At 73.6% G+C, this 17,185-nt stretch carries 11 protein-coding genes; 3 read left to right on the top strand and 8 right to left on the bottom strand.

Annotated features, from left to right (window positions below):
- Window positions 1-61: 61 nt before the first annotated feature.
- The 6 genes from ABD823_RS13975 to ABD823_RS14000 form a co-directional block, all read right to left on the bottom strand.
- Window positions 62-3,130 (bottom strand): glycoside hydrolase family 3 C-terminal domain-containing protein, encoded by a 3,069-nt coding sequence (locus tag ABD823_RS13975; RefSeq protein ID WP_344859518.1) that lies wholly within the window; start codon window positions 3,128-3,130, stop codon window positions 62-64.
- A gap of 105 nt (window positions 3,131-3,235) precedes the next feature.
- Entirely contained in the window at window positions 3,236-4,051 is an 816-nt protein-coding gene (locus ABD823_RS13980; protein WP_344859520.1) for a carbohydrate ABC transporter permease, read from the bottom strand.
- 73 nt (window positions 4,052-4,124) lie between these two features.
- Window positions 4,125-5,078: a carbohydrate ABC transporter permease gene (locus tag ABD823_RS13985; protein WP_344859522.1), complete on the bottom strand. Its 954-nt coding sequence runs from the start codon at window positions 5,076-5,078 to the stop codon at window positions 4,125-4,127.
- 201 nt (window positions 5,079-5,279) lie between these two features.
- Complete coding sequence (locus ABD823_RS13990) at window positions 5,280-6,596, bottom strand: ABC transporter substrate-binding protein (protein ID WP_344859524.1); 1,317 nt, start codon at window positions 6,594-6,596, stop codon at window positions 5,280-5,282.
- Between the two features lie 96 nt (window positions 6,597-6,692).
- Window positions 6,693-8,927, bottom strand: coding sequence for a TIM-barrel domain-containing protein (locus ABD823_RS13995; protein ID WP_344859526.1), 2,235 nt, complete (start codon window positions 8,925-8,927; stop codon window positions 6,693-6,695).
- A 33-nt stretch (window positions 8,928-8,960) separates the two neighbouring features.
- Complete coding sequence (locus tag ABD823_RS14000) at window positions 8,961-11,210, bottom strand: glycosyl hydrolase family 95 catalytic domain-containing protein (RefSeq protein ID WP_344859528.1); 2,250 nt, start codon at window positions 11,208-11,210, stop codon at window positions 8,961-8,963.
- 40 nt (window positions 11,211-11,250) lie between these two features.
- Between ABD823_RS14000 and ABD823_RS14005 the strand changes: the two genes are divergently transcribed.
- Both ABD823_RS14005 and ABD823_RS14010 read left to right on the top strand, forming a co-directional pair.
- Window positions 11,251-13,107: a beta-galactosidase gene (locus ABD823_RS14005; RefSeq protein ID WP_344859530.1), complete on the top strand. Its 1,857-nt coding sequence runs from the start codon at window positions 11,251-11,253 to the stop codon at window positions 13,105-13,107.
- Between the two features lie 92 nt (window positions 13,108-13,199).
- Entirely contained in the window at window positions 13,200-14,429 is a 1,230-nt protein-coding gene (locus ABD823_RS14010; RefSeq protein WP_344859532.1) for a pentapeptide repeat-containing protein, read from the top strand.
- Window positions 14,430-14,565: 136 nt separating this feature from the next.
- On the opposite strand, the gene ABD823_RS14015 is transcribed toward ABD823_RS14010, so the two are convergent.
- Together ABD823_RS14015 and ABD823_RS14020 are read right to left on the bottom strand one after the other, a co-directional pair.
- Window positions 14,566-15,003: a helix-turn-helix domain-containing protein gene (locus ABD823_RS14015; RefSeq protein WP_344859534.1), complete on the bottom strand. Its 438-nt coding sequence runs from the start codon at window positions 15,001-15,003 to the stop codon at window positions 14,566-14,568.
- 137 nt (window positions 15,004-15,140) lie between these two features.
- Window positions 15,141-16,535, bottom strand: a complete 1,395-nt coding sequence (locus ABD823_RS14020; protein ID WP_344859537.1) for an NAD(P)H-quinone dehydrogenase — start codon at window positions 16,533-16,535, stop codon at window positions 15,141-15,143.
- 143 nt (window positions 16,536-16,678) lie between these two features.
- Between ABD823_RS14020 and ABD823_RS14025 the strand changes: the two genes are divergently transcribed.
- Window positions 16,679-17,128, top strand: coding sequence for a gamma-glutamylcyclotransferase family protein (locus ABD823_RS14025; RefSeq protein WP_344859539.1), 450 nt, complete (start codon window positions 16,679-16,681; stop codon window positions 17,126-17,128).
- The last annotated feature ends 57 nt before the right edge of the window (window positions 17,129-17,185 follow it).

The following is a 17,185-nucleotide window of genomic DNA, read 5'->3' on the forward strand; positions in this document are numbered from 1 at the left end:
GCACGGGCACGGGCACGGGCACGGGCACGGGCACGGGCACGGGCACGGGCACGGGCACGGGTCAGCGGGCCAGGACGAGGTCCTTGATCCGTACATCGCCCCCGGCCACCAGGTAGACGTCCTGCCGACCGGAGGCCCGCGCCAGCGGGGCGGAGACCTCGGCCCACCGGTAGGCGCCGCCGGTGGCGGCTACCGGGACCGTGCCCAGCAGCCTGCCGGTCGGCGAGCCCGTGCGGACCTCCACCGAGGCGGCCCCGCTCGCGGCGACGCCCAGCCTCACCCCGCTCACCCCCCGGCCGAGGCCGGCGTCGGCGAAGGAGATCCACTCCCCGGCGGAGAGCGCGACCGCGTCCCCGCTCGCCTTGGTCTCGTCGACCAGCTCCGCCCCCGAGTGGTCGTCGAAGTCGGCGGCCCGGGTCACCCGGGACAGGTCGCGGGCGGGGATGCGCTCCCCGTCCACCCGGATCACGGTCCGCTGCCGGATCCGGTCCGAGGCGGAGCCGACGAGCACGTCGTGGGCCGACTCCTCCACCGCGAACCGCCCCCGGGTCACGTCCCACAGCGCCAGGTCGGCGGTCCTCAGCGTGAACGTCACCGTCTTCGTCTCACCCGGCGCCAGGTGCACCCGCTCGAAGCCGCGCAGCTGCCTGACCGGCTGCTCCACCCGCGAGGAGCGCTGGTGGGTGTAGAGCTGCACGACCTCGTCGCCGGCGCGCGATCCGGTGTTGGTCACCTTGACGCCCACCTCGAAGCCGTCGCCGTTCCGCCGGGCCTTCAGCCCCTGGTAGCCGAAGGTGGTGTAGCTCAGGCCGTGCCCGAAGGCGTACAGCGGCCTTTCCCGCGAGTACAGGTAGGTCGAGCGGGTCTTGATGATGTCGTAGTCGAGGATGTCCGGCAGCTCCGTGCCCGAGCGCGGCCAGGTCTGGGTGAGGCGCCCGGCCGGGTTGGCGTCGCCGTACAGGATGTCGGCCAGGGCGTGGCCGGTCTCCGCGCCCGCGTGGGTGGTCCACAGGATCGCCGGGACTGCTCCCTGCAGGCGGTCGATGGTGGTCGGGTAGCTGTTCTCCAGGACCACCACCGTGTTCGGGTTGGCCGCGTGCACGGCCTCGACCAGCTTCTGCTGGCCCTCGGCGAGGTCCAGGTCGGCGCGGTCGTGGACCTCGCGGCCGTTGATGAACGGCATGCTGCCGACCACGACCACCGCGGTCTCGGCGTTCTTCGCCGCCGCGACCGCCTCGTCGACGCCGCTGCGCACGACCTCCCTGGTGAAGGGGGTGGCATTCTCGGCGGTGGTCAGGGAGAGCGTGCCGTCGTCGGCGGCGCGCACGTAGACGTCCGGGCCGAACCACGGCTCGGCGGTCTCGTAGCCGGCGTAGCGCAGCAGCACGCTCCCGTCGGCCTGGGCCTCCAGCTTGAACTGCTCCTGGACGAACCAGCCGCCGGGCTGGTCCTTGTCGTTGACGAGGGTGGACCAGTTGGCGCGGCTGACGTACTTGCCGTTGGCGACACTGCGCAGCGTCACGACGCCCCCTCCCCAGTCGAAGACGTCGAACTGCTCGGTCGCGCCCGGGCTGGTCGCCGAGAGCCTCAGGTCGGCGCCCGCGCCGGTCCCGGCGGTCAGATACATCCCGCCCGCCTTGAGCGCGATCCGGTCGACGCCCTCGGTCGCGCCGGCGACCGCGCCCCGCTCCCTGATCCCGTCGAGCGGGGTCACCCGGTACGGCAGCGCGCCGGAGTACCAGTCGGTGTAGAGGGTGTCGGCGAGCGGGCCGATGACCGCGACCTTCTCGCCGGGGTCCAGCGGGAGGGCCCCGCCGGAGTTCTTCAGCAGCACCGCGGCCTCGGTGGCGGCCCGCCGGTTCAGCTTCCGGTGCCCGGGGCTGTCCACCGCGTCCTTGGTGATCTTCCCGTACGGCCCGCCGCCCGGGTCGAACTCGCCGAGCCGGAACCGCACGCTGAGGATGTTGCCCACCGCCCGGTCGATGTCGGCCTCGGTGAGCAGCCCCTGCGCCAGGGCCGCCTCGACCGAGGCGACGGTCGGGCGGCCGTCGGTGTTGTCGGCGGTGAAGCTGTCCACGCCCGCCCTGACCAGCGCGGCGGCGGCCTCGGCCTGGGTGGCGAAGTACTTCTGCGAGCCGGTCAGGTTGTTCGGGCCGCCGGCGTCGGAGACGTTGAACAGCGTGCGCTCCGTCCACGTCCGCACGGTGGAGTTCAGGTCGGTGACCGTGGCGGGGCGGCCGTTGACGAGGTTGTAGGAGGTCATCACGCCGGTGGCGGCGTCGCTCTCCAGCGCGGCCCGGAACGCCGGGAACTCGTACTCGTGCATGACCCGGGGCCGGAGGCTGGAGTTGGTGGTGTCCCGGCGGACCTCGTTGTTGTTGGCCATGAAGTGCTTGAGCACCGGGGCGGCCCTCAGGTGGTCGGGGTCGTCGCCCTGGATGCCGCGGCCGTAGGCGGTGGAGACGGCGCCGGTGAGCAGCGGGTCCTCGGAGTAGCCCTCCTCGTTGCGGCCCCAGCGCGGATCGCGCAGCAGGTTGACCACGGGCGCCCACAGCTGCAGGCCCCACACGCGCGGGTTCTCGGCGTGGTAGCCGCGGGCCTCGGTGCCGACGGCCTCGCCGACCTTCTTCACCAGCTCGGGGTTCCAGGTGCTGGCCAGGCCGACGGCCTGCGGGAAGACCGTGCCCTTCGCGGTGACGACGTCGCCGCCGTCGTCGACGTCGGTGGACCAGGCGACGCCGTGCAGCGCCTCGGTACCGGTCTTGAACGGGCCGATGCCCAGCCGTTCGACCGCGGGCTGGTACTGGTGGAGCCAGGAGACCTTCTCCGCCAGGGTCAGCCGGCCGAGCAGGTCGTCGACGCGCTGCCGGAGCGGGAGCGCGGGGTCGCGGAAGGGGTACTCGGGGGCCGCGTGCGCCGGGGCCGCGCCGAGCCCGAGGGCCAGGGCGAGCGCCGCGGCGGCCGCGGCCGGCCCGCGCAGGCGCCTGCGGACCGCCCCGGACGACGGGGAGCGCGCCGACCCGGACGGCGGCCCGGACGGCGGCGTGCGGTGCGGCGTGCGCGAGGACGCGCGTGGCGCCGCGGGCGGGAGCGCGCGCACGGGTGTGCGCGGGAACGTGCGGAAGGACAACTGCGCCTCCAGGTCAGGTGGTCGAGCGCTGGTTCCGGCGGGACGGCGGGGACCGTCCGCCCCCGAGCGGCGGACGGTGACCTTCAGAAGGCGCCCGGACGGCCCCTACTTGATCGCGCCCACGGTCACGCCGCGGGTCAGGGTCCGCTGGAAGATGAGGAAGAAGACGACGGCCGGGAGGATGCCGAGCAGCGCCGAGGCGCTCGACATGGTGGCGTCCATCATCTTGTCGCCCTGGAGCACGCCCAGCGCGACGGGGACGGTCTGGTTCTCGTTGGAGATCAGGAAGACCAGGGGGAGGAAGAACTCGTTCCAGGTCCAGATGAAGAAGAAGATCAGCAGCACGGAGAGGGTGGGCCGGCTGACCGGGACCACGACCCGCCACAGCGCCCGCCACTTCCCGGCCCCGTCGAGCGCGGCGGCCTCCAGGATTTCGCGCGGGAACCGGCCGAGCACCGAGGAGAGCAGGTAGGTGCCGAACGCGCTCTGGATCACCGTGAAGATGATGATCACGCTGAGCCGCGTGTCGTAGAGCCCGGCCTCCTTGGACAGGTAGTACAGCGGGTAGACCAGCGCCTCCTGCGGCAGCGTGTTGGCCACCAGGAACAGCACCAGGATCCACGTGCGGCCGCGGACCCGGCCGATGCCGAGCGCGTAGGCGTTCAGCACCGAGAGCACGACCGCGAGCACCGCCACCGAGCCGCTGATCAGCAGGCTGTTCCAGAGCTTCTGGCCGAAGTCGACCCGCTCCCAGAACGCGACGATGCCGTCGATGGTCGGGCCGTCCGGCAGGCTCAGCGGGCCGTTGGCCGAGTAGTCCTCCGCCGAGCGCACCGCGTTGAGGGTGACGACGCCGAACGGCACCAGCATCACGACGGCCAGCACGGCCAGCGAGACCAGGACCGAGTACTTGCGGATCATCGGACGCTCCTCGGGCGCGGCGGGCGCGGGCGGCGGGCCGCGCCCCGGGGCGGGCGCGGGTGCGGGCGGCGGGTCACGGCTCCCGCTCCTCGTCGTCCTGGATCCGCAGGAAGAACACCGTGATCACGATGATCACGAGGGTGAGCACGGTGGCGATCGCCGCGCCGTACCCGACGTTGGCCTTCTCGAAGAAGTTCTGGTAGCTGAAGTACGACGGCACGAGCGTGGCCCCGCCGGGTCCGCCCCGGGTCAGCACGAAGATCGGCCCGAAGACCTTGAGCGCGGCGATCGTGCAGGTCAGCAGGACGACGTAGATCTCCGGGCGGATCTGCGGGATCGTGATGTGCCACAGCCGCCGCCACCACGAGGCCCCGTCCGTCTCCGCGGCCTCGTACAGCGCCGGGTCCACCCGCTGCAGGCCCGCCATGAAGACGACCACCGGATAGCCGATCTGGAACCAGACCATGATCACCATCACGCTGGGCAGCGCCCAGTCCGGGTCGCCGAGCCAGCTGCGCGGCTCCATCCCGAACAGCGCCAGGAACGCGTTGAGCACGCCGTAGCGGGGGTGCATGATCCAGCCCCAGACGATGCCGGCGACCGCGACGGGCAGCACCTGCGGCAGGTAGTAGGCGGCCCGCAGCACGCTCGCCGTGCGGGGGCCGAACCTCTTGCCCACGTAGTCGAAGAGGGTCGCCGCCAGGACCAGCCCGATGACCGTGGGCACGATCGCCATCGCCACGATCAGCGCCACGTTGTTCCGGAACGACGCCCAGAACCGCTCGTCGGCCGCCAGCCGCGCGTAGTTGTCGAGCCCGAGCCATCTCGGGTCGCCGATCCCCGACCACCGGGTGAAGGAGATCCCGAGGTTCATCAGGAACGGCACCGCGATCACCGCGGTGAACAGCACCGCGCTGGGCAGCAGGAACACCCAGTAGCCGCCGCCGCGCCGCCCGCGGGAGCGCCCCGGCGCCCGCGCCGTCTTCTCCGGTTCCTCCGGCCGGACGGCCGGAGCGTGCACTGCCATGGTCTCTCCCTCTCGTCCCGCCCGGTCCGGGCCGGTCCGGGTCCGCCCGGGGCCGGGCCCGTCCGGGGCGGGGTCCCGGCGGGCCCGGGCGCGGCCCGCCGGCGCGCCCCGGGTCAGGCGGGGGCGCGCCGCGGAAGCCGTGCCACCCGGAAGCCGTGCCGCCGCGGGGCCGCCGTACGGCCGCCGGGCCCGCCGGCGCGGTCAGCCGCCGATGTCGGCGAGGTTCTCCTCGTACGGCCCGGCGAGCTCGTCGAGCACCTGGGCGGGCGTCTTGGAACCGTTGATGAGGCTCTGCACCCCGGACACCAGCACGTCGTAGTAGCCCGGCGCGGGCCAGTCCGGGTAGAACGCCAGCCCGTCGGCGGCCGAGAGCTCGTTGAAGTTCTCGATCAGTTCCTTGCTCTTCGGGTCGGTGATCGCCGCGGGGTCGGCCGCCACCGGGATGCCGCCGGAGTTGCCGAGCAGGTTCTGGATCTCCTTCTTCATCGTGATGTCGATGAAGTCGTAGGCGAGGTCCTTGTTCTTGGCGTTCTCCGGGACCACCCAGATGTTCCCGCTGGAGCCGGCGTGCAGGGTGTTTCCGGGCCACAGGAACGTGCCCCACTCGAAGTCCTTGATGTCGGTGACGAACCGGCCGAACCACCACGAACCGGTGACCACCATCGGGTAGTCGCCGGAGATGAAGGAGGTGCCCATGTCCTCGGCCTTGATGGCGGCGGAGTCCTTGGCGACGTAGCCCTTCTTCACCCAGTCGGCCATCGTCTGGGCCGCGTGGGTGAACTCCGGCCCGTGGAAGTCGACCTCGCCCTTGTAGAGCTGGAAGGCGTCGACCCACGGCCGCTGCGCCTTGCCCAGGGCGAGCTGGTAGAAGATCTGCTGCGCCGGGTACTCGGCGCCGCCGACCGCCAGCGGGGTCACCCCTGCCTTGACGAAGGCGTCCATGGCCGCGGTGAACTGCTCGAACGTGGTCGGCACCTCGACCTCGTGCTTTTCGAACAGGTCCTTGTTGTAGTAGACCATCACGTACTCGGCGTAGTTCGGCACGCCGAACCACCTGCCGGAGCCCATGACGCCCCGGTCGTCGTACTTGGCGGTGGTCTGCAGCGAGGGGCTGAGCAGCTTGTCCCAGCCCCGCTTCGCCACCTCCTCGGACAGGTCGGTCAGCAGGCCCTGCTTGGACAGCAGGCCGGCGGTGGCGTTGCCCTTGTTGTACTCCATCACGTCGGGGGCCTCGTCCGAGTTGAGGATCATGCCCGCCGACTGGCGGATCTGCTCGAACGCCTTCTCCTCGAACTGGACCTTCACCCCGGGGTGCGCGGCCTCGAACTGCTTGATCGCCTCGGCCCAGGCCTTGCCCATCGCGCCGTCGGCGCTCTCGTAGTGCCAGAGCTTCAGCGTCCGGGGGCCGGAGGAGGAGGCGGAGCCGCCGGGCTCCTCCCCGCCGCTCCCGCAGGCCGCCAGCACGGCCAGCGCGGCCGCCGCGGCCAGTGCCGCCGCACCGGTTCTCACCTTGAACATGTTCTCTCCTTTAAGGTGGTGACGTGCGGGCGGCCCCGACCCGCCCGGTGGCCGGGCCGGCTCGGGCGGCCCCGGCCCGCCCGGCGCCCGGGCTGCTCAGGCGGCCCCGGCCCGCTCGACGCCCGTGATCCGGGCCGGGCCGTCCACCCGGATCCCGCCGTCGTCCACGGTCACCGTGGTGTCGCCGTCCACGTCGCTGATCACGGCGGTCCCCGTCTCCGTGCCGTAGCCGACCAGCGTGATCTCCCCGAACGGCCCGTCGCCGACGGTCTGGCCGGGGTCGGCCAGGACGGGGATGAGCGCGCCGCGCCGTACGAACAGGGGGATGCGCGCGAGCGGCGCGGAGACCGTGACGTACCGCCCGCCGGCGAGCGTCTCGCCCGTCCAGTGGTCCACCCACTCCCCGGCCGGCAGGTAGACCTTCCGGACGCCGTCGGGTGAGGTCATCGGGGCCACGAGCAGGTCGCGGCCGAGCAGGTACTCCAGGTCGGCCTGCCAGGCGACCGGGTCGTCCGGGTGGTCGACGCACAGCGCCCGCATCATCGGCGCCCCGGTCCGCGCGGCCTCGACCGCGGCGGTGTAGATGTACGGCATGAGCCGGTAGCGCAGCCGCAGCGCCGCCACGGCCTCCGCCTCGACCTCGGGGAACTCCCACGGTTCCCGGCTGGTGGTGCCGTGCAGGCGCAGCAGCGGGGACAGCGCGCCGAACTGCGTCCAGCGCACGTACAGGTCGTCGGTGGGGCGGCCGGTGAAGCCGCCGGCGTCGTGGCTCCAGAACGGGATGCCGGACAGGCCGTGCGCCAGCCCGCCGCGCAGGGTGCTGCCCATCGCGGGGTAGCTGGTGTAGGTGTCGCCGCTCCACTGGGCGGCGTGCCGCTGCCCGCCGAGGAATGACGAGCGCGCCCAGACCATGCCGTGCCCGGTGGCCTCGCGCGTCACCTCGGAGACCAGGTCGTTGAAGAGCAGCGTGTAGACGTTGTGCAGCTCGGTGCCGGTCATGCCGTTGGCGGCGACCGCGTCGTGCGGCACGCCCTCGGCGAAGTCGGTCTTGAAGACCTGCACGCCCTGCGCGAGCAGCGGGCGCAGCAGCCCGCGGAACCACTCGGCGGCCTCGGGGTTCGTGAAGTCGACGATGCCGCACTCCGGGTAGGAGCCGTGCCAGGAGTCGGCGACGTAGACCTCGCCGTCGGGCCTCTTCAGGAAGTAGCCGTCGGCGGCGGCCTCGGCGAAGGCCGGGCTCCGGTGGGAGATGTACGGGTTCATCCAGAGGCAGACCTTGAAGCCCATCTCCGCGAGCTCGGCGAGCATGCCGGCCGGGTCGGGGAAGTTGGCGGGGTCCCACCGCAGGTCGGACCAGTGGCCGTCGGTCTGCCAGTAGGTGTCCAGGTGGAGCACGTCGCAGGGGATGCCGCGCTCGCGGATCGTCCGGGCGCGGTTCATCACCCGCTCCTGGGTGTCGACGAAGAAGCCGGAGGAGATCCAGGTGCCGAAGGCCCACTTCGGCGGGAGCTGCGGGCGGCAGGTGAGCCGGTCGAAGCGGTCGAGGATCTGCGGCGGGGTCGGCCCGGCGATCACGTAGTAGTCGATCAGGTCGTCGGGGACGACGATCTGCACGCAGCTGTGCGTGGACTGGCAGACGTCGAACTCCACCGGCATGCCGCTGTCGACCAGCACGCCGTAGCCCCGGCTGGAGATGTAGAACGGCACGTTCTTGTAGGCCCGCTGGGACTCGGCGCCGAAGGCGTCGAAGTTCCACATCACCGGCCGCTGGCCGCGCTTGTCCAGCGGGGTGAACGACTCGCCGAAGCCGGTGAACGCCTCGTCGGCGGGGGCGGCGAAGCTCTCGTGGTAGCCGGCCACCCCGCCGCCGGCCGTGGAGCGGCCGAACGGCAGGGTGCGGAGCCGGCCGCTGATGTCGACGTGGCCGCGGTCCTGCTCCAGCAGGGTGGCCCCGGAGGCGTCGGTGAACCGCAGGTGCCAGGGGGACAGGGTGATCTCGGCGCGGAGCGGGCCGGCGTCGATCACGACCGTGCCGTCGCCCGCCTCCACCCGCGCCCCGGCGAAGGCGCCCGGCGTGACCATGGTGGTCGCGCGGGCCGAGCGGGTGCGCGCGTCGGCGTCCTCGCCGAGCCGCACCCGGATCACCCCCTCGCCCGCCACGCCCACACAGGCCACCAGGGTCTCCTCGGCCGAGGTCGTCCCCTTCAGGACCACTCCGGCCTCGTCCGCCGCCACCAGCTCCGCCGCGGTCAGCGCCGAGAGCCCGCCCTCGCCGCGCGAGCGGACGGGCAGCTCCGGCGGGTCCGCGACGAAGTACTCATGCGCGATCAAAGGGGGACGGTAGGGCATGGGGGCTCCAGCGCTTCAGGCTTCCAGTTCCTGAATTAGTTTTGCGTCCAAACCAACAAACGTCAATGGGAGGGACTCGCCCGGGAGCACCCGGGCGCTCTGGATGCCGCAGGTGACCAGGAGCGGAGCCCACGCCCGCACCACCGCCTCCACCCGCCCCGGCCGCCAGGACAGGTGCTCGACCGTCCCGCCGCGCACGACCAGGCCGCGCGCCTCGCCGCAGGCCCACTCCGCCGGGAGCGCGGGCAGCAGGTCCACCCGCCCGTAGCCGGCGCCGGGCAGCGAGGAGCGGACCAGCATCGCCGCCACCAGCGCGGGCAGCCCGCCGCAGACGTCCACGTTGAAGATCGCGTCCCGGTTGTGGGTCGAGACCAGGTTCTCCTCGCGCCAGTAGCGGGTGGCCAGCAGCGTCAGCGCCTCGTACGCCTCGGCCGCCATGCCCAGCGAGGCCGCCGCCAGCCCGAGCTGGACCAGGCCGAAGGCCATCTCGTCGCTGTCCGCCCCGCGCCACCAGGCCAGCCGCCGCCGGACCGCCAGCGCCGCGGCCTCGGCCAGCCGGGGGTCGTCGAAGGCCGGGTCCCGCTCGTACCAGAACGGGTACAGGTGGGAGGCGTGCCGGTGGGCGTGGTTGTCGGCCGGCCCCGCCGCCGCCACCGCGTCCCCGCCCGGGCCGCCCGCCGCCCGGGCCGGTCCCGCCGCCGCCCCGCCCGCCGTACCGCCGGCCGCGCCCAGCGGGCCGATCCACTCGGCCAGCTCCCCGGTCGGCGCGATCCGGTACGGCGGCAGCCGATCCAGCAGCCGCCACCACCGGTCCGCGTCGAGGCCCAGCCGCTCGCAGGCCCGGACCAGGTTGCGCAGCAGGTCCCGGGCGACCGCGACGTCCATGGTCGCGTTGACGCACGCCTGGGAGTCGCCGCCGGCGGGGGTGTTCTCCGGCGAGTAGGACGGCACGAAGCCGCCCTCGGTCAGGAAGTCCTCGTAGAACAGGGCCGCCTCGGTCATGAACGGCAGCGCCCGCTCGCGCAGGAAGGCCAGGTCGCCGGTGTGCGCGTAGTGGTCGTGGTAGAGCCGGGCCAGCCAGCCCGCCCCGGCCGTCCAGAAGGTCAGGCACCAGACCGGACCGAAGTGGTTGTGCAGGCCGTGCGTGGACAGGTGCGCCGGGGCGAGGATGCCGCGGCAGCCGTACAGCCGGCGCGCGTTCACCCGGAAGTCCTCCAGCATGCTCTCGGCCAGGTCGAAGACGGGTAGCACCAGCTCCGGCGTCCCGGTGGGCGCGAAGCCCGCCACCGCCGAGGCCAGGTTCCCGTCCAGGGTGAAGCCGCTGCTCCACGGCGGGTCGTAGGTGCCGCTCCACACCCCCTGCAGGGTGGGCGGCAGCTCCCCGGTTCCGGAGACCGCCGCGTACCGCCCCGCGGCGAACAGCCGCTCCACCCGCGCGTCGTCCGGGAGCCGGATCCGCGAGCGGGCCATCAGCCCGCCGTGCTCGGCCGCGTGCTCGGCCAGCAGCCGCTCGAAGTCCGCCGGGACCCCCTCCAGCGGGTACGGCTCCCGCCCGGCCGGCCCGACCCCGTGCACCACGGTGCGGACCAGCAGGAGCACCTCGTCGCCGACCACCAGGCCGCCGGAGACCGGCCGCGCCGGGCCGACCACCCGGCACTCGACCGTGTAGCCGGTGACCGCGCCGGGCCGGCACTCGGGCAGGTCCGCGCTCAGGACCAGGCGCCCCGGGGCGGCGGCGGAGGTGAAGCGGACGGGGACCGGCGGCTCGCCGGACGGCGGCAGGAGCCGGAGCAGTCCGCCGCCCCCGCGGTGGCGGACGACCACCACGTCGGCGGGGCGGGAGGCGAACACCTCCTGCCGGAGCGCCCCGCGCTCCTGCGTCACCAGGCCGGTGGCGAAGTCGCAGCTCCGGCGGGTCGCGCCCGGCGCTCCGGTGGCCAGCACCAGGTCGGCGGCGGGGACCAGCGGGTCGATCCAGCGGGTCTCCGCGTAACCGGGATGCTCGGCGGCGGCCAGCTCGACCACCCGCTCCGCGGCCTCCCGCCCCCTGCCCGCCAGCAGCAGCTCGCGCAGCTCCGGCAGGACGGGGGCGGTGTGCGGGGGCGGCAGGGGCTCGGTGACGGGCAGGAACAGGCGCTCGTGGGAGAGCGTCACCCGCAGCTCTCCCGGCCCGCCGTACACCAGGGCGCCCTGGCGGCCGTTGCCGGTGATGAGCGCGCGTTCCCAGTCCCCTGTGGCGCCGGTTGAGGCGACTCCGTGATCCATGGATAATTAGTTTAGATTCCATCCGAACAAAGGATCCAGAGTGGACTGGACCGAAAAGCTCGGCGGCCTGTGCTACGGCGGCGACTACAACCCCGAGCAGTGGCCGGAGACAGTGTGGGAAGAGGACGTCGCCCTGATGCGGCGGGCCGGGGTCACCCTGGTCAGCCTCGGCGTGTTCTCCTGGTCGCGCCTGGAGCCCGCCGAGGGCGTCCACGACTTCGGCTGGCTGGACCGGGTCATGGACCTGCTCCACTCCGGCGGGGTCAAGGTGAACCTGGCCACTCCCACCGCCTCCCCGCCGCCCTGGTTCTCCCTCGCCCACCCCGACGCGCTGACCGTCACCGCGGACGGCGCCCGGCTGACCCACGGCAGCCGCGACACCTACTGCGTGGCCGCCCCCGCCTACCGCGCCGCCTCGGTCCGCATCGCCCGCGCGCTCGCCGAGCGCTACGCCGGCCACCCGGCGCTGGCCATGTGGCACGTGCACAACGAGTACGGCACCTGGTGCCACTGCGACCACGTCGCCGCCGCCTTCCGGGCGTGGCTGCGCGAGCGGTACGGCACGCTGGAGGCGCTCAACGACGCCTGGACCGGCGCGTTCTGGAGCCAGCTCTACTCGGCCTGGGAGCAGGTCATGCCGCCCCGCGCCACCCAGTACCTGCCCAACCCCTCCCAGACCCTCGACTTCCGCCGGTTCCTGTCCGACGAGATGCTCGCGCACTTCCGCGAGCAGAAGGCGGTGCTGCGGGAGCTGACCCCGGACGTCCCGGTCACCACGAACTTCGTCTTCGGCGACTGGGTCCCGGTGAACCAGTGGGACTGGGCGAAGGAGGTGGACCTGGTCGCGATCGACCACTACCCGTCGCAGAACCCGCCGGAGGAGACGGCCTTGGCCGCCGACCTGGCCCGCGGCTGGGCAGGCGGGCGGCCCTGGCTGCTGATGGAGCAGGCCGTGGTGACCTACACCGGGCCCCGGATGGCCGCCAAGAGGCCGGGGGAGATCACCCGGCTGAGCCTGTCGCACATCGCGCGCGGCTCGCACGGGGCGATGTTCTTCCAGTGGCGCGCCTCGCGCGGCGGCGCCGAGCTCTGGCACGGCGGGATGGTCCCGCACGCCGGCCCGGACTCGCGGATCTTCCAGGAGATCCGCGACCTCGGTGCGCTGCTGCCCGCCCTGGCCGAGGCCTGCCGCGAGCCCGTCGAGGCGACCGCCGCGATCGTCTTCGACCCCGAGTCGGGCTGGGCCCTCGGCTCACCCGGCCTCCCCTCCACCGAGGTCCCCTACCTGGAGGCCGTACGGCAGGCGCACCGGGTGCTCTACCGGCACGGCGTCACCGCGGACTTCGTCCACCCCACCGCTGACCTGTCGGCCTACGACCTGGTGATCGTCCCGAGCCTCTACCTGACCTCCGACGAGGCGGCCGCCAACCTGCGCGGGCACGCCGAGCGCGGCGGCCGCCTGGTGGTCTCCTTCCTCAGCGGGATCGCCGACGAGCACGCCCGCGTCCGGACCGGCGGCTACCCCGGCGCGCTGCGCGACCTGCTCGGCGTCCGGGTCGAGGAGTTCCTCCCGATCGGCGAGCCGGTCACGCTGGACACCGGGGACCGCGCGACCCTGTGGACCGAGCACGTCCACCTGGCCGGGGCCGAGGCCCTGGCCCGCTACCCCGACGGCACCCCCGCGGTCACCCGCCGCGGCACCGCCGTCTACGTCTCCACCCGCCTGCCCGACGACGCCTACGCCCGCCTGCTCGGCCTGGGCCCCGAGACCCCCGTGGAGTCCGTACGGCGCGGCGAGTGGGTCTTCGCCATCAACCACGGCAGCCTGGAGCAGGAGATCCCCGGTAACCTGCTGCTGCCCCCGGGAGGGTACGCGGTGGCCAGGGTGCCGCGCTGAGGCGGGACGCGACGGCCGGGATCAAGCGGCCGTCCAGCGGCCTGCAATCGGCGCGCGGCACGCTCGGGGCTGTCAGTGAACTGGAGGCTCCCGTGCGTCGTTCCCTCTCCGTGCTCCTCGCCGCCCTGCTCGCCGCGGCGGGGACGGCGACCTCACCCGCCCTCGCCGCGGCCGGGCCGTGCCGCCCCAGCGAGGGCCCGAACCTGCGCGGCAGGGACTTCACCCAGGGGGCGCGCCTGCCGGAGAGCCTGCGCTGCGCCGACCTGACCGGGGCCAAGCTCGACGGCCTCGACCTGGTGCAGGAGGACCTGACCGGGGCGGTCCTGCGCGACGCCTCGCTCAAGGAGGCCAACCTCACCCAGGCCGTCCTGAAGTACGCCGACCTGCGCGGCGCGAACCTGAGGGAGGCCGACCTCGGGCAGGCCCACTTCGACCACGCCGACCTGCGCGAGGCGGTCCTCGCCGACGCCGAGGCGGGGCAGGCCGAGTTCCCGCACGCGGACCTGAGCGGGGCCAGGCTGAACCGGGCCGTGCTGACCCAGGTGGAGTTCACCGGCGCCAAGCTGGTCGGGGCCGACCTGTCGGAGAGCACCCCCGGCCAGCTCAAGGCCCGCAAGGCCGACTTCACCCGGGCCAAGGTCCGCGAGGCCGCCTTCACCCAGGCCAACCTGCGCAACGCCGTCTTCGCCGGGGCCGACCTGACCGAGGCCGAGTTCACCCTGGCCGAGCTGGCCGGGGCGGACTTCACCGGGGCGACGGTCGAGGGCGCCTCCTTCACCATGGCCGACGACGCCGACCTGTCGGGCGCGAAGGGCACCCCGACCGGCGTCGGCGGCCTGCCGACCGCCCTGCCGACCGCCCTGCCGACCGCCCTGCCGACGGCCCTGCCGACCGCGCTCCTGCCGGAGGTCTCCGGCGACGGGGAGCCGGCGGTCCTGGCCCCGGACGGGGGCGGCGGCCTGTCCGTCGGGCTCGTCATGGTCGTGATCAGCGCGGTGGGCCTGGCCGCCACCGTGGTGGCCTGGGGTGTCAGCGCGCAGCGGCGGAGCAGGCGCGAGGCCCGATTCGCCCTGATGCGCCGGGGTGCCGAGGAGGACATCACCCTGCTCGGCGAAGAGATCGCCCGGCTCGACCACGAGTTCCAGATCAGCGGGCGCACCGGCATGACCGCCGACCACGACTGGCGGCAGGCCGTCGACGCCTACGAGGCCGCCAGGAACGCCCTGGTCATGGCCCGGCGGGAGCAGGAGCTGCACGTCGTGGCGCGGGCCGTGCAGGACGGCAGGAACGCCCTGGGACGGCTGCGCGGCCGGGTCCGCTAGGCGTATCGGCCCGCGGGGCCGCCGGCACGGCTGACCGGGGGACGGCCTCCGGGAGCCCCCCGCCCGCCGGGCTCCTCCCCGCGCGGGCGCGGTCCGGCGGCGGCCCGGCCGCCGCCCGCCGCACCGCGGGCGCCGGTCAGAGCCCTTCACCCGCCAGCGCGGCGACGACCCGCAGCAGCTCGGCGCCGCCCTCCGGATCGCCCATCACGACGACCTTCAGGACGGCCCGCTCCTCGTCGTAGACCGTCTGCACGTGCATGGCCCGGTCCGAGCGGGGACGGCTGGTGACGGCGGTCGAGAGCATGGTGGCGAGCCGGTTCACCTCCTCGGGGCCGATCGCGTCGACCTGGACGATGCCGGAGAACTCGACGCGGCGGCGGCGCCCGGCGGTCTCGCGGGCGGGCGGCTCCACCGGGCGGCCGGTGAACGCCTCCAGGTCCTCCCGCGCGATCCGGTACTGCTTGCCGATGCGGACGGCCTTGAGCCGGCCGTCCCTGACGTAGTTGCGGACCGTCTTGACGTGCAGGCCCAGCAGGTCGGCCACCTGCTGGACGGAGTACGGCTGCTGCGGCACCTCGCCCCTCCCGAAGACCGCCTCATTCCCCGAAGGAATCGATCAAGGTCATCCTATAGGGAAGGATGGGGAGCGGGAGGGAATGACCGGTGGAGGACGAGCCGGGGCCCGCCCTCCCGCCGGCCGGGCCGGCCGCCTCAGATGCCGCCGGGCGTCATCGGCTGCATGAGACGCCGCGCCGCCTCGGTGATGGAGCCCGACAGCGACGGGTAGACCGCGAAGGTGTGGGCCAGCTGGTCCACGGTGAGCCGCTGCTGCACCGCCACCGAGACCGCCAGGATCAGCTCCGAGGCGCGCGGCGCGACCACGACGCCGCCGAGGACGATGCCGGTGTGCGGGCGGCAGAACAGCTTCACGAAGCCGTCGTGGAAGCCCTGCATCTTCGCCCGCGCGTTGGTGGCGAGCGGGAGCTTGACCACGTTGGCGTCGATCTCCCCGGACTCGATCGCCTTCTGCGCGACGCCGACCGCGGCGATCTCCGGGTCGGTGAAGATGTTGGAGGCCACGGTGGCCAGCCGGAGCGGCTGTACGGCCTCGCCGAGGGCGTGCCAGACCGCGATCCGGCCCTGCATGGCGGCGACCGAGGCGAGCATCAGCACCCCGGTGCAGTCGCCTGCCGCGTAGACGCCGGGCGCGGAGGTGCGGGAGACCTTGTCCACCTGGATGAAGCCGCCCCGGTCGAGGGTGACCCCGGCCTCCTGCAGGCCGATCCCGGCGGTGTTGGGGACCATGCCGACCGTCATCAGGCAGTGGCTGCCCTCGGCGGTCCGGCCGTCCTCCAGGGTGACGACCACGCCGTCGGCGGTGCGCTTGACCGACTCGGCGCGGGAGCGGCCCATGACGTTCATCCCGCGGCGCCGGTAGACCTCCTCCAGGACCTCGGCGGCGTCGGCGTCCTCGTTCGGCATCATCCGGTCGCGCGAGGAGACGAGCGTCACCTCGGAGCCGAGCGAGCGGTAGGCGCCGGCGAACTCCGCGCCGGTCACGCCGGAACCGACCACGATGAGGTGCTCGGGCAGCTCCCGCAGGTCGTACATCTGCCGCCAGGTGAGGATGCGCTCGCCGTCGGGCTCCGCGGTCGGCAGGATGCGCGGGGTCGCGCCGGTCGCCACGATGACCACGTCGGCCCGGATCGTCCGGTCGCCCGCCCGCACCACCTGGGGGTCCACCAGCCGCCCCGGCGCCCGCACCACCTCGACGCCCTCGGCGGCCAGCCGCGCCGCGATGTCGGCGGACTGCGCCTGGGCCAGCTCCTTCACCCGGCGGTTGACCAGCGGCATGTCGGCCACGGGGGTGCCCACGTCGCCGTCCGGGCCGCCGCTGTAGTGCACGCCGAGCGCGGCGGCGTCGAGCAGCGCCTGCTTGCGCACGGAGGTCGCGATCAGGGTCTTGGAGGGCACGCAGTCGGTGAGCACGCAGGCCCCGCCGGGACCGTCCTTCTCCACCACGGTGACCTGCGCCCCGAGCTGCGCCGCCACCAGAGCCGCCTCGTATCCGCCGGGCCCGCCACCGATGATCACGATCCTTGTCACTACCCCATTCTCCCGCATCCCCGGACCAACCGCCGCGCGGGTCCCCCGCCGGAAGACCGGAAAGCCCCGCCGTTCCGAAGGAAATCCGCGACATGACGCGGCGCGACGGGCCTGCGGGCGATCATGGATTAGGCTTTGGCACCGTGCCTGTCTACGCCGCCTACGGCAGCAACATGGACCCCGGCCAGATGGCCCAGCGGGCCCCGCACTCGCCCATCCGGGGGTCGGGCTGGCTTCCCGGCTGGCGCCTGACCTTCGGCGGGGCCGGGCAGGGCCCGGAGGGCGCGCTCGCGACCATCGTCGAGGACGCCGCCGAGCAGGTCTTCGTCGTGCTCTACGACGTGCCCGAGTGGGACGAGACGGCCCTCGACCAGTGGGAGGGCGCCACCCGGGGCCTCTACCACAAGGTGCGGCTGCGCGTGCAGACCCTGGACGGCGAGGTCGTGGCCTGGTTCTACGTGCTCGACGGCTACGAGGGCGGCCTGCCCTCGGCCCGCTACCTCGGCCTCCTCGCCGACGCCGCCGAGAAGGCCGGCGCCCCCGACGACTACGTCAAGGAACTGCGCAACCGCCCCTGCACGTCCGGCGGCTGACGGCGCCCCGCGGAGGCTCCCGCAGGTCACGGCCGGTTCCCCGCGGGTCCTCGGCGG

This window comes from Planomonospora alba (assembly GCF_039534085.1).
GTDB classification, from domain to species: Bacteria; Actinomycetota; Actinomycetes; order Streptosporangiales; family Streptosporangiaceae; genus Planomonospora_B; species Planomonospora_B alba.

What these genes read in the sequence shown, in the direction of transcription:
- ABD823_RS13980 (WP_344859520.1), bottom strand. Translation starts at nt 4,051, where the DNA reads ATGATCCGCAAGTACTCGGTCCTGGTCTCGCTGGCCGTGCTGGCCGTC.
- ABD823_RS13990 (WP_344859524.1), bottom strand. Translation starts at nt 6,596, where the DNA reads ATGTTCAAGGTGAGAACCGGTGCGGCGGCACTGGCCGCGGCGGCCGCG.
- ABD823_RS13985 (WP_344859522.1), bottom strand. Translation starts at nt 5,078, where the DNA reads ATGGCAGTGCACGCTCCGGCCGTCCGGCCGGAGGAACCGGAGAAGACG.
- ABD823_RS14000 (WP_344859528.1), bottom strand. Translation starts at nt 11,210, where the DNA reads ATGGATCACGGAGTCGCCTCAACCGGCGCCACAGGGGACTGGGAACGC.